Genomic DNA, 14152 nt, shown 5'->3' with positions numbered 1-14152 from the left:
TGCACCTTTGCTCGTTAATTAGCGGATTTGCTAGTGTTTGTTAAGCACTTTTATATGTTTTAAAAACATTTTAAAGCGACTTATATTCAATGAGCGAAAGTGTATAGATTAAAAATGACAAGCGTGTTGCGCTAAAAAGTCTTTTTTATGACAGCGGTAATAAAATAGACTTTTAGTGTTTGCGCTTTAATGAAAACAGCTGTGTATTAGTCACTTAATTATACCAATTGCATTAAATTAGTGAGCAATTATATCGACAAGGAAATAACGCGATAACATGGCGAAAATTATGATACATAGTTGTTCTATATAAATAATTTTTAACGCAGGAAGCGAGTTATTTAATACGCTAGTTAATAAAATTGGTATTATATTCAAACAACTGGTTTAAACTAGGGCCTGTTGACCTTTGCGGATTAATATAAAAAATTAATCCGTATGCTGGGCGTGTGCACATATCACTTTATTTCGTCCTTGAGCTTTAGCTTGATATAAATAATCATCCGCTTGTTTTAAAGCTTGGTTGTAATCATCAACATGATTAGCCTGTGCAATACCAATACTGCATGTTAACGACACATGTTGCTGTTTATCGGTTAACAACACATGTTGTTGTACACATTCCCTGAAACGATTAGCTAAAATGCTCGCTTCTATGGTGGTCAACTGCGGTAAAATAACCACAAATTCTTCACCACCATAACGTGCTTTGAGCGCAGTTGCAGGAAATTGCGACTCTAATAATTTAGTAAACTCTATTAATACCGTATCGCCAAAATCATGGCCATAGGTGTCATTTAATGACTTAAATTTATCTAAATCAATAAGTAAAATAGACAGCGGTAAATAATGTGCGGGTCTTGAGGCGGCAAGATTTAAAAAATGCGACGTAATAAAACGTCGATTAGGTGCACCTGTGAGTTGATCCGTGTATGCATGTTGCTTTTGTTCTAAAGTAATATCTGCAATGGCAAGGTGACTGCGGTGACGAAAATACTCACCGATAAAAGAAAAAACCAACACTAATGAAAACGCAGCAACAAAACGGGTCTTTTCTACCTCACCATACACAACCTGCCCTACATCAGGACCATAGAGCAAAACAACAGAGCTCAATAACATCGCACTACTTAACCAACCCCCCAATTTTACGCCGAGTATGGCAAACACAACAACAGGGTAAAACATTAACCAATACAAAGCGGTGTTTTGTTTTCCCCCGGTGTATACCAAAGCTAAACACATCACAAATACAATCACTGATGTAATAAGAGCGATTGCATCAATCTCTCTGGTTTTTATAAAATAAATAATACACCCGACAATAGTAAGGTTCACCAAAATTAACGCCGCAGTTAACATGGGCGCATACACTTGATGGTTGGCAATGACTAAATAAGTAATTAACACCAATGAAATCGCTATCATAGTGAATAATGAAAACATTTGGCGTTGTTTATCAAAACTATAAACACTGTCTATGTTAATTAAGTTGCGCCAATTATGCTTATTTACTTTTGCTTTACTCTTCATACTTTGAATTTTTTAACCATACGCTCTAAGTCACTAAATTGATGCTTGAGCTTAGTGCATTCTTCTAAAGTAAGATTTAGATTTGACTGACCTTGTGTCGATAAATCACTAATAACGTGAATATCAGCGTGCAATGACTTAACCACCTGATTTTGCTCATCCGTGGCATTGGCCACACTATGATTGGCATCGGTTATTTGCTTTATCGCACTGATTATTTGTTTCATTACATCGCCAACCGCATCCGCTTGCTGAACACTTTTTTCACTTTCTTCTAAACTGGTTTTCATCAGTTCAACGGCTGAGCTTGAGCCTTTTTGCAATTCAATGACGGTGTTTTCTATTTCTTGCGTTGATTGCTGAGTACGCTGTGCTAGTTGCCTTACTTCATCAGCAACAACCGCAAACCCTCTTCCCGCCTCGCCAGCACGTGCTGCCTCTATCGCCGCATTTAAAGCCAGCAAATTGGTTTGCTCACTCACCCCTTTTATTACTGCCAGTACATTACCTATATTAGCGGTATGCGAATCTAAACTATTTATGGTTTCTTGCGCTTGCTCTATATTTTGTGATAGTTGATGAATACTTGACACATTATTTATGAGAGTTTGCTGGTTTTTAGCACAGTATTGATCTGCATCTTTAGCAAGCGTCGAGGCATTACTGGCGCTGGTTGAAATTTCTGTTGAGGTGGCTGAAAACTGGTTGATTGCCGACGCCACACTATTGGTGCGCTCACTTTGGTCATCATACATAGTTAATGTTGAGTCTGTTTGCGTGACCAATTTAGCGACTGCCGTTTCGAGTAACTGCGTTGAAGATTTAACCTGAATTATTGAATTTTGGATTTTTTCTATAAAAATATTAAACGAATTGCTCAATTGACCAAATTCGTCATCGTTTTCAACGCTTAACCGACAGGTTAAATCGCCCTCTCCCTGCGCTATATCTCTAATGGCATCATTGAGACGATACATAGGGCGCATCAAATAGCGCAGTAAAAATTCCAGTGATGCAACAATCACTAAAATACCAATAATTAAAAATACAATTGCCTTTTGACCAAACGAAGAAACGCTTGAATACGCTTTATCTTTATTAACTACTACACCTAGATACCAATCAACGTTTTCAATACCACGAATTTTAGTAAAGGATACCAACGAGGTTTCATCGGCTACTTGATACTCTGTAAATTCTCCTTCTAACGGTGTATTTTTACCCATTAAGTCAGCGACTGTTTTTGAATTTAATTTACTATCAGGGTGACTTAATATTTGCCCTTTATTATCAAGTAAGAAACCATAACCGAGTCCTAAAAAATCAATATCTCCAATAATTTCAGCGATGGTTTGCATATCAATATCTGCCCCCGCTACCCCTTTAAATTGACCATTACTATTAATAGGGGCAACGGCTGAAATTGTCAGTTCGTTGGTCGTCACATCAATATAAGGCGTTGTAAAAGCCGTTGTTGTTTTATTTTCTACTAATTTATACCAAGGGCGACTTGTCGCATCAAAATCGCTGGGGAGCACAACACTTTGATCATTTAAAATAAACGTACCCGATGATTTACCTATGTAGGTATTTTTAAAATCCCCCGCAAGCTCAGCTGTATTTAATTGCGAAAGCGTTAAAGACTTGGCATCGTCATCTTGGTATGTTTTTGCAATAGAAATCACAATCGCTAATTTATTATTAAGCCAGCTTGCAATGTTTTTAGAAACAGACTCAGAGTTTTGTTCTAGTATCAGCGATAACTGCTCTTGAGTTTGATGCCGCATTGAAAAATAATTATTTATGGTGAAAACACCTAGCACTAGAACTAACACGAGTGATGCAGCAATGGTGATTTTGGAGGTGAATTTTAGTGAGCTGAGCATAAGTACCTTAAGTGTTAATCATTATTACCGTCATATTTTTAACAAATTTTTAACTGAATGTCTTAGCAAATATGGCTTCAATGAAATTAAAGAACAAAAATAATAATAAATACTGAGATATGTAACGTCTTGGCAGGTGATAAATGGTGTTTTTAAATTACAACAAACGCTGTTTAACTTTATTAAAATTAGTTAAATAACTGACATCGACAGATTATGTGTTCATTTACATTTAGGAAGGGATGAACCTTAAACAACAAATATGTTTAAGGTTGTTTTTGCCATTTCATTTTATTATTAGTATCGCGTGAAGTGATAATGGTTTCATCGCTACTTTGAATACCACCCAACTTGGCGAGTCGGTCATAGAGGACAACATTACAGGTTGCCGCTAAATTCATACACCCTATGGTGGGGATATACACCACTTCATCGCACCATTTTAAAACCTCTTTTGGCACAGAGCCATCCTCTGGACCAAATACATAAAAGGCGTTCTCAGGGTGGGTAAACTCAGGCAAGGGAGTTGCCCCTTCTATTAGCTCTATCACCACCACTTTAGCACCTTCAGGCTTACATGACGCTAAATTATCGGTAGCGGTTAATGGAATACGTTGCACTACATTTTTAGTATCGGTATGAAATTTTTGTGCGTTTAAATAACGGTTGCCAGTAAAAAAAACCTGCTTTGCGTCATAACAACCTGCGGCGCGTAATACGCCCCCCACGTTGGTTGGGCTTTTAGGATTAATTAAACCAATACTTGCTTGTAATTTACTCATTAATTGCAATCCTTGGTCGGCCACTCGGCTATATAAAGATCAAAATCTTCTAGTTTTACATCACAATCTTTTACGGTTTTATCTTTGACTGAAATGTTTAGCTCGTGCATTTTAGTTTTATCGCCGTTATTAAGTAACGGATGCCACGTTGCTAAACCACGCCCTTCTTGTAAACGCCGATAGCTGCAGCTTTGGGGCATAAAGAAAATGTCTTTGAGGTTTTTTTTGGTAAGCTTAACGCAAGAAGGCACTAAGGTTTGGCGGTTTTCGTATTCACTACAACCACAGGTTGTGTTATCAAGGTATTGGCAAACAATATTGGTAAATATCAGTTGCTCACCTGCTCTTAGCTGATCGGTGGCGGTAAAGTCATCTTCATCTTCGCTGTCAATAAAGGTGTTTAAACAACACTTACCACATCCGTCACAAATGGCTTCCCATTCTTGCTGGTTCATTTCATTGAGACTTTTGCTAAGCCAAAATTGGGTTTTTGCTAATTGTTGATCAAACATGGTGTTCTCGCGCCTTTTAAGAGCGCGCATTCTAACGTATTGCAGCAAAGCGCGCAAAGCCAATCCCTGTTCAAATAATGACTTTGCGCGATTATGTTACTGCTGAGATTTAACCCAACGTTTAATTTTTTGCTCTAAGATAGGCATAGGCAATGCGCCATCTATTAATATTTGCGTATGAAAGGCTTTAATATCAAATTGCTCGCCTAACTGCTGGTGGGCGTAATCTCTAAGCTCTTTAATTTTAAACTCACCCAATTTGTACGATAATGCTTGCCCAGGCCATGCAATATAACGTTCCACTTCAGCAATTACATCGCTTTTTGCCATTGAAGAGTTAGCTAACATGTAGTCAATGCCTTGTTGACGTGTCCACCCTTTGGCATGAAAGCCTGTATCAAGCACTAAACGCATAGCTCTTAGCTGCTCATCGTTAAGACGCCCATACCACATATACGGGTCGGTAAATAAGCCAAGCTCTTTGCCAAGACTCTCTGCGTATAATGCCCAGCCCTCAGCAAACACCGTGTAGCCGCCAAATTTACGAAAATCAGGCAGGCTTTCTACTTCTTGTTGCAGTGCAATTTGAAAGTGATGACCAGGTGCTGCTTCATGAATAGACAGCGTTTCAAGTAAAAACTTAGGCTGCGCTTTTAAGTTGTAAGCATTAATGTAAAAGATACCCGGACGAGAACCATCTGGTGCAGGCCCAGCATAAGATGCCCCTGCTGCCGATTGCGCACGATACGCTTCTACTGCTTTAACAATGTAAGGGGCTTTAGGCTCAATATTAAACAATCGCGGTAAACGCGCATCTATTTTTAGTTTAATATTTTCATAGGCGGCAATTAACTCATCGGCTGTTTTATAATAAAACTCGTCAGAGTCACGTAAGTGCTCAAAAAACGATGCTAAATCGCCTTTAAATCCCACGGTATTTTTAACCGTTTTCATTTCACTTAAAATTCGAGCCACTTCACGTAAGCCAATGTCATGAATTTCATCTGCTGATAAACTCAACGTGGTGTTTTTCTTGATTTGATATTCGTACCACGCTTTACCATTAGGTAAATCAGCATAACCAACAGAATCACGAGCATGAGGAATATAATCGTTGAGTAAAAACTCACTCATACGCTGATAAGCAGGCACTAATTTATCTAAAATAAGCGTTTTATACTGCTCAGTGAGTTGCTGTTTTTGTGCATTAGAAAATGAGTCGGGCATGGCCTTTATTGGTGAATAAAATAATGAATCTTCTGCGTTAGTTACTACGTGCACGTTAAACTGAGGCAATAATTTTTTAGCCAATGGCATAGGCAATACCACGCCTTGTTTAACACCTTGCGCCATTGATTGTTCAACACTGGCTAACCATTTCACAAAACCATCAGCACGTTTAATAAATTGCTCATAGTCGGCAACAGTATTAAAGGGCTGTGCACTTTGCCCTGAACCAAATCCAGCAAAGGTATTATGTGCTCCCGACATTTGGTTAATCGGTAACAAATAATCTTTATATTGCATGCCCTCAAGCTTCAGGGCTAAATCTCGCGATAATACTTCAAAGTTAAGTAGTGCCTGCCCTGTTAATTGTGATTCATCGATTAGCGTTAAACGTTGTTGATATTTTTTATAAAAAGCAGTTTTTTTATCACGATTAGCCTGCGATATCACCGGCAAGAATTGATCATCGAATTCATGGCGACCGTTATAAGTGGCGCTTAAGGGATTAAAGGTTAATGACTCATCGTAGTACTGTGCAACGAGCACATCTAATTGCTGCTCGGCTGATAATTCGCTTATTACAGGCGCGACTGGCTGATTTGTGTTTAATTGTGAGCTGGTGCTCATACAACCACTTAAGGCAAACATAACGCTACTGGCAACCAGTGCTATTTTAATAACTTTCATAAAGATCCTTGTTAGTTTTTACCCGCCAATTATGCGGTTTAAAATGGCTTAAATAAAGCAATTACGGTGAGTGGGATTCGTCGCTAAATAATTTACTCAATAGCTAATGGTTGCTACATTCAGGTAAATTTAAATAATTAAATAATAAAAATGATCAAAATAAAAAAACATTTACTAACTACATCAATCGCATTACTGAGCTTAACCAGCGCAAGTACACTGGCAACCACCTATATATCGGCCAAAGCTTTGCTTGATGTAAAAACTGGAGAGCTAAAAGCTAATCCGTTAATCGCGATTGACGAGGGTGTAATAAGCCAAATTCAATTTAATAAAAAGCCATCGCTTACCAGTAATGATGAACTGATTAACCTACCTGAACTCACCTTAATGCCGGGGTTGATGGATATGCATGTGCATTTAACCAGCGATCCAACCGTTTCGCGCAGTGAACGTTTAGGCCAATCAGTACCGCGTATGGCTATTAAAGCCAGTTACTTTGCTAAAAAAACATTAGAAGCCGGCTTTACCACAGTGCGTAACCTAGGTGCAGAAGGCTTTAGTGTTATTGCGGTTCGCGACGGCATTAATGCAGGTGATATTATTGGCCCTCGCATCTGGGCTGCAGGCCCTTCTTTGGGGATTACTGGCGGACATTGTGACAATAATCGTTTGCCTCCAGAAATGAAATATACCGCCTCAGGGGTTGCTGATGGCCCATGGGCTGTTCGAATTAAAGTACGTGAAAATATTAAATATGGCGCTAATGCAATTAAATTATGTGCAACTGGTGGGGTATTTTCTAAAGGCACAAAGGTGGGCATACAACAATACGCATTTGAAGAAATGAAAGCCATTGTGGATGAAGCGCACATGCGAGAATTACCTGTTGCGGCTCACGCACACGGCACTAACGGCATTAAAACAGCCATTAAAGCCGGTGTAGACAGCGTAGAGCATGCTAGCTTTTTAGACGATGAAGCGATTGAGCTTGCTATAAAGCACGGTACTTGGCTCTCTATGGATATTTATAATACCGAGTATACACTGAGCTTTGGTGAGCAAAATGGGGTAGATGAAGAGAACCTAAATAAAGAACGCCTTGTTTCTAAAAAGCAAAGAGACAGCTTTAAACGCGCCGTTGAAGCTGGGGTTAACATGGTATTTGGTACAGATGCGGCTATTTATCCGCATGGTGATAATGCGAAACAGTTCTCGCGAATGGTTGAATTTGGTATGAGTGAATTACAAGCTATTCAAGCCGCGACCATTAATAGTGCTAAATTATTAAAGGCAGATTCACAACTGGGGCAAATTAAAACCGGTTTTGCTGCTGATATTATAGCGGTGAGTGCTAACCCACTTAAAAATATTTCTACACTAGAGCGTATTCCTTTTGTAATGAAAGCCGGTGTCGTTTACAAGCAGTAAACCCTATACATCTTTATAAGGTTGAGCTCAGCTCAACCTTAACAATTTTTTAGCTAATGTAGCTAAACTGCCCATTTAATCATCAACACTTTTTTTTAATTCTCTCTTGGTAAAGCCAACTAGGGACTGCAATACCCCGTTAATATTTTTAAATGTGATTGTTTTTAAATCACATTGTATAACTATTAAGCAAACACCCTCATTAAAGTAAAAAAGTTTGAACTTTTTATTTTATTTTAAAATGATAACCATTATCATTCTCGCAAATTAACAAATGCGAATGGTTATCACTCTATGAAAAGATTTCAATACTCACTACTCACACTCGCGTGCTTAAACGCGCACTTGGCATTGGCAAACGAGTCACAAGTTAATTCCGATATTGAACGTATTAGTGTTTACGAGCAACAAAACCGAGTGGTAATGAGCTCAGGTTTGGCCACTAAATCTGATATGTCACTAATGGAAACCCCTGCACCCGTGGTCATTGTTGATAAAGCGCTAATTGCATCGCAAGGTATTGATAGTTTACAAGATGTGATCCGTAATGTAAGTGGTTTAACGCAAGCCGGTAACAACTATGGCATTGGTGATAATTTAGTAATTCGTGGTTTAGGTGCTAATTATACCTATGATGGCATGTACGGTGGTGCAGGATTAGGCAATACATTTAATCCTACTCGTTCTTTAACCAATGTTGAATCAATTGAAGTATTAAAAGGCCCAGCAACTGGTTTATACGGCATGGGCAGTGCTGGTGGTGTGATTAACCTGATTGAAAAAAAGCCACAGTTTAACGAACAACATACCTTAGAAATGGATATTGGTCAGTGGGATAGTTATTCACTGGCACTCGATAGCACCAATGCAATAACAGACGACTTAGCTTATCGAGTCATGGCAAAAACCGCCTCTAGCGATGGCTTTCGTGATTTAAAAGAACAACGTGATGAAATTTATTCGTCTTTAAAATATGTACTAAATGATCAACATGCGTTTGTGTTATCGGGAGCCTATATCAAGGACGCCATTGCTGTGGATTCTATCGGCCACCCTATTCGTATTTTTAACAGTGAATCGGTTAACGGTTTAACTGCAGGTGAAGTATCAGGCGCCGATTTAGTGAATGACCCTACAGCAAGTGGCTTGCAATTGAGTGAAGCACAACGAAATGAACTAGCTAACTCTTTGGCAAGCAATGATGGTTTAACACCATTTAACTTTGGCACCAATGGCATAATATCACCGATGGCAAAGGATAACGAAGGTGAAGAACTGCGTTTTAAATTAGCCCATAATTATTACATTAGTGATGATTTATTTGTTAATCAACAACTACAGTACCGTAATTACACCTCAAGTTTTGCCCGCCAAACAGGTGCTTACAACTACGTTTACTGGAAACGTAACGGCGTGATCAACCAAGATCCACGCGCACCGCTAGTTGTTGATGACGTGTTATACCCTTTTGCAGCCAGACGCCAAGAGTACCGCCAAGTAGAAGCGGATGAAAAATCATGGCAATACTTTTTAGATTTACGTTATGACTTTATGCTCGGTAACATAGAAAACGAATTACTGGTTAACGCCAACTATGAAGATCGTGATATTCGTTTTAAACAATATTCTATTTACGATGCCGATAAGGTCATTAAAAACAAAGCCGGTGAAGTTATTTACCAAGGCGCACTGCCGTATATTTTTGATATGCGTCAGCCAAATTGGCCTACGGGTGAATTTAATGATTACGATCCGCTTAAAACCAGCGATTATAATAAAAAAGTACAGGCATGGGGTTTAGGCCTTCAGCATGTTGCCTACATTAACGATAAAATCACCACCCGTATTGGGATTGCTCATAATCGTATAAAACAAAGTTACGAGCATTTTGGTGTTGACCCACGTTATAGTCAAAGCCGCGCAAACCCAACGCCAGAGGCAAACACCTCAGATAGCGGTTTAACGTACAATTTAGGGGCTACTTATCAATTAAGCGCTGACATGGCTTTATTTTTAAATCACTCAAAAGGTCGTACTGCCTACAGTGTACTTGGCTCTGTTGCTGGTAATGAAGCCGATAGAGAAGACTCAGAATCTGTTAGTAACGATTTAGGATTTCGTTTTAAAGCGTTTGATGACCAATTACTGGCTTCAATTGTAGTATTTGAAAGTGCACGTACTAATTTAGAATATGCCAACCCACTTTATGAAGCAGGCGTGTCTGCACCAAACGTAGTGGAAAGTTTCTTTGATGGTGAAGAACAAACCAAAGGCGTAGAAATTGACTTAAATGCGTATTTGAACGATCAATGGAAAGTTAACATCAACGGTGTTTATCAAGATGCTCGCGATAAGACCAACCCAAACAGCACAAGCTTTGATACTCGCCAAAAAGGCGTGCCTTATGTAACTGCTAGCTCATGGGTAACTTACTCTGCGGCGTTATTTGAATTACCTCACGCAGTAGATTTAAGCGCAGGCTTAACGTTTGTTGATAAGCGCAGTACTAACTCAAGTTCGTTCGGTATTGATAACGGCTACGTCCCTGCTTATACCGTGTATGATGCTGCAGTTAGCTATAAAGCAGACAACTGGCAAATGCAAGTAAACATTAATAACCTGTTTAATAAAAAATACTATTCTAAAGCCATGTTTTTAGGCGGTATGCCAGGTGAGGAAAGAAATGCAAAGTTAAGCTTTAGTTATACGCTATAGCATATAATGCGCACAAGCTTGGTTGTTTTGTGCGCACTATATTTTGGTATAGTTAGATTGTAACAACTATACGGCCGTTAATTTCGCCTTTGAGCATGTCATCGAAAATTTCATTAATATCTTCGAGTTTTTTCTCTTCAATGATGGCTTTTACTTTACCTTGTGCGGCAAATTCAAGGCATTCTTGTAAGTCTTTACGCGTACCTACAATAGAACCTACTACTGAAACACCATTGAGCACAGTATCAAAAATTGGCAATGGCATATCTTCTGGCGGTAAGCCAACTAATACACATTTACCACCACGGCGAACACTTTTATACGCTTGTTCAAACCCTGGTTTTGATACAGCGGTACAAACAACAGCATGCGCGCCACCTACTTGCTCAAAAATAGCCTCACTTGGCACCACTTCTTTAAAATCAAGCGTAATATCAGCGCCTAACTCTTTAGCTAAAGCCATTTTTTCTTTGCCTGTATCTACAGCAATAACATTAAAGCCCATTGCTTTTGCGTATTGCACCGCTAAGTGCCCTAAACCGCCAACACCCACAATAGCGACCCATTGACCTGGCTTTGCATCGGATACTTTTAGCGCTTTATACGTTGTAACACCCGCACAAAATAAAGGGGCTGCTTCAGCAAAGCCTAATCCTTCCGGTATTTTGATGATGTAATCACCATGTGCTAAACAATATTCAGCGTAACCACCGTCAATTGAGTAACCGGTATTATGTTGCGATAAACACAAGGTTTCGCGTCCATCTAAACAAAACTCACAATGGCCACAAGCGCTGTACAACCAAGGTACACCTACTCGGTCACCCACTTCTAAATGTTTAATATTACTGCCTAGTTTTTCTATTACGCCCACGCCTTCGTGACCTGGGACTAATGGCATTTTTGGTTTTACCGGCCAATCACCATGACAGGCATGTAAATCGGTGTGGCACACACCACACGCTGCTATTTTTACCAATACATCGTTAGGGCCAACATCTGGGATTGGTAAATCGGTGATTTCTAACTTGCCTTTATATTCTGTATTAATTGCTGCTTTCATAGTCATTCCATCGTTTATAAAAAATTATGCTATTTAACAAAGGCGTTAAACAACAATGTCATGTTGCATACCCGCAACATAACCCACTATAGATGCTTAAATATTAATCTATATCAATCATTAGTCGTAAAACGTGGTTTTTTATCCAAGCTAAACGCTTGCCATACTTAACCAGCGTGCTAGCATAGATTTCATTTATTTTTGAAACTTGTAACAATGACATTATCAGAAAAAAACTTTGCCTTTGTAATGCATTGTGGCGAGATGGGCAGCCGCTGGGGATTTAATCGCACAATCGGCCAAATGTGCGGGTTACTTATTATTACCAAAGATCCAATGACGGCAAACCAAATCGCAGATGCGCTGAGTATTTCACGCGGTAACGTGAGTATGGGAATTAAAGAATTACAATCTTGGCAACTTATCAAGGTAATGCATATCCCAGGGGATAGAAAAGAATACTACGCACCTGCCGGTGATATTTGGGATATGGCTAACCGCGTGTTTGAAGAGCGAAAAAAACGTGAAGTAGAACCTACGCTGAGCTTACTCAGGGATAACTTATTAGATGAAGCTAGTAACGATGATGAAATTTATGCACAAAAACAAATGGGCGAAATTCATAACTTACTGGAAACAGTGACTAAGTGGTCGTCAGAACTGCAACGCTTAACACCAGAGCAACTCAACAAATTAATGAAGCTAGGCTCAGGCATTGGTAAAGTCATTGACCTCAAAGATAAAATATTGAAGAAAATGTAGCAGCTATTTTACATCGCGACTGAGGTTCTAGGTTCTAGGTTCTAGGTTCTAGGTTCTAGGTTCTAGGTTCTAGGTTCTAGGTTCTAGGTTCTAGGTTCTAGGTTCTAGGTTCTAACAATATTAAGATATAGACTAATTAAATAATTGTAAGATTAATCTTTGATAAATAATATGAATTCATATCGGGAAAAGTGCATAAGTAGACATTTTAAAATAAAAGGTAAAATTAAAGTTTATCTTGATACGAAATATTGGTTGATACTAAGGGATGTTCAACTAGGGAAAAATACATGTCCAAAAAAGCTCAAAATATATAAAATCATCATGGAGCTTAATAAATCTAAGAAAGTTATATTTCCAATTTCTCAATATGTATTAAATGAATTTGTAAAACAAAGAGATAGAAGAACCTTAGAAGAAAGTTTTAACCTAATTCTTCAACTCTCAGAGAATATTTCAATTAGAACTTATAAAGAACGTATCTTTGAAGAAGTAATTTCATTTATAAAAGATGTAGCAGATAAAAAACTAAATTTTAATTCAAAAGTAAATAACCAACATGTTTGGACATCTATACCATATAGCTTTGGAAAGTTTGTAATACGAACTAAGAACAATGACCCCTTTGACGAAGAAGTTCAGCGAGTTGTTTTTGAATTTGAGTCAGTAGACCGAATCTTTCTTAATATTATTCTAGAAAAAAGTGAAGACAATGGTAACTTTCCAGATCCAACTGGTGTGCTGAATGCAAAAAGAAGTGATAGATTTAAAAACACACTAAAAAATCAATCATTTGAGTTTTATTCAGGACTTGAAAGGGGCTTAGTGGTAAATGCTTTCACTGAGGCTTTTGGATCTTCCTATAAAAAAAAAGATATTGAAACAGCACTTATTGCCTTGAATAACTTAAAATATAAAAATAAGCTAGGTAATGTTTTGCCGACACTAAACACTTATTCGACTTTATTAACAACTTGGCTAATTGAACAGAACTCAAAAATCAAGATAAATCACTATTTTGATATCCACCATGCTACAGCTGCACTACCGTACTTTGATATTTTTCTGACAGAAAACAGCCTGAAAGATGCAATCAGAAGAGTAACGCCAAAGTATTTAGAATTTAACAAATGTACAGTAGGCTCTACACTAGAAGAAGCTATTGAAATATTAATTTCATTAAAATAAAACCTGTAAAAAAATACTCTTTATCATAAATCATAAATCATAAAATAGAATTACTTGTAACTTATTAAATGGCTCTATCTGCTTTCTCTAAAGGGCAGCGCCTGGTGGTCTCTTGGTGAATAATTCACTTAACGATCTTTTATAACAATTACATTAAATTAGTGATCTATTATAGCGACATAGAAATAAGTCGATACCAAGGCGAAAATTATGATACGTAGTTGTTCTGTGTAAATAATTATTAAAGCAGGTAGCGGATTATTTAATACGCTAGAATGATCATGTTTTTAATAAAATTGGTATTAGCATTGATATTTTTTATAACCAGCTTACAAAATACACTCTCTACAGCAACAAACGCTCAAT

Annotated in this window: 10 protein-coding genes; 4 read left to right on the top strand and 6 right to left on the bottom strand. The window is 38.1% G+C overall.

What is annotated here, in order from left to right; translation table 11 throughout:
- Positions 1-429: 429 nt before the first annotated feature.
- From KG708_RS11355 to KG708_RS11335, 5 genes are all read right to left on the bottom strand, one after another.
- A complete protein-coding gene (locus tag KG708_RS11355; protein ID WP_213609867.1) occupies positions 430-1533 on the bottom strand; it encodes a diguanylate cyclase in 1104 nt (367 codons plus the stop codon).
- Entirely contained in the window at positions 1530-3419 is a 1890-nt protein-coding gene (locus KG708_RS11350; protein WP_213609865.1) for a methyl-accepting chemotaxis protein, read from the bottom strand. Before KG708_RS11350 ends, KG708_RS11355 begins: the two co-directional genes overlap by 4 nt.
- Before the next feature lie 266 nt (positions 3420-3685).
- Positions 3686-4201 carry an RNA methyltransferase gene (locus KG708_RS11345; RefSeq protein ID WP_213609863.1) on the bottom strand — a complete coding sequence of 172 codons (516 nt, stop codon included), beginning with the start codon at positions 4199-4201 and terminating at the stop codon, positions 3686-3688.
- On the bottom strand, positions 4201-4713 hold the full coding sequence (locus KG708_RS11340) for a YcgN family cysteine cluster protein (RefSeq protein WP_213609861.1): 513 nt from the start codon (positions 4711-4713) through the stop codon (positions 4201-4203). Before KG708_RS11340 ends, KG708_RS11345 begins: the two co-directional genes overlap by 1 nt.
- A 96-nt stretch (positions 4714-4809) precedes the next feature.
- Complete coding sequence (locus tag KG708_RS11335; protein WP_213609859.1) at positions 4810-6627, bottom strand: DUF885 family protein; 1818 nt, start codon at positions 6625-6627, stop codon at positions 4810-4812.
- Positions 6628-6786: 159 nt separating this feature from the next.
- On the opposite strand from KG708_RS11335, the gene KG708_RS11330 reads away from it, so the two are divergent.
- Positions 6787-8058 (top strand): amidohydrolase family protein, encoded by a 1272-nt coding sequence (locus KG708_RS11330; RefSeq protein WP_213610214.1) that lies wholly within the window; start codon positions 6787-6789, stop codon positions 8056-8058.
- Positions 8059-8352: 294 nt separating this feature from the next.
- Complete coding sequence (locus KG708_RS11325; protein WP_213609857.1) at positions 8353-10773, top strand: TonB-dependent receptor plug domain-containing protein; 2421 nt, start codon at positions 8353-8355, stop codon at positions 10771-10773.
- A gap of 52 nt (positions 10774-10825) precedes the next feature.
- Here KG708_RS11325 and adhP read toward each other — a convergent pair whose 3' ends face one another.
- Complete coding sequence (gene adhP / locus KG708_RS11320) at positions 10826-11836, bottom strand: alcohol dehydrogenase AdhP (protein ID WP_213609855.1); 1011 nt, start codon at positions 11834-11836, stop codon at positions 10826-10828.
- Between the two features lie 216 nt (positions 11837-12052).
- Here adhP and KG708_RS11315 point away from each other — a divergent pair, with 216 nt between their 5' ends.
- A complete protein-coding gene (locus tag KG708_RS11315) occupies positions 12053-12598 on the top strand; it encodes an HTH domain-containing protein (RefSeq protein ID WP_213609853.1) in 546 nt (181 codons plus the stop codon).
- 171 nt (positions 12599-12769) lie between these two features.
- Positions 12770-13786 carry a hypothetical protein gene (locus tag KG708_RS11310; protein WP_213609851.1) on the top strand — a complete coding sequence of 339 codons (1017 nt, stop codon included), beginning with the start codon at positions 12770-12772 and terminating at the stop codon, positions 13784-13786.
- Positions 13787-14152: the final 366 nt, after the last annotated feature.

This window comes from Pseudoalteromonas sp. (genome assembly GCF_018402495.1).
In the GTDB taxonomy this organism is placed as follows: domain Bacteria; phylum Pseudomonadota; class Gammaproteobacteria; order Enterobacterales; family Alteromonadaceae; genus Pseudoalteromonas.
The sequence above is the reverse complement of the archived record's forward strand: the minus strand, read 5'-3'. Positions and strand labels throughout refer to the sequence as shown.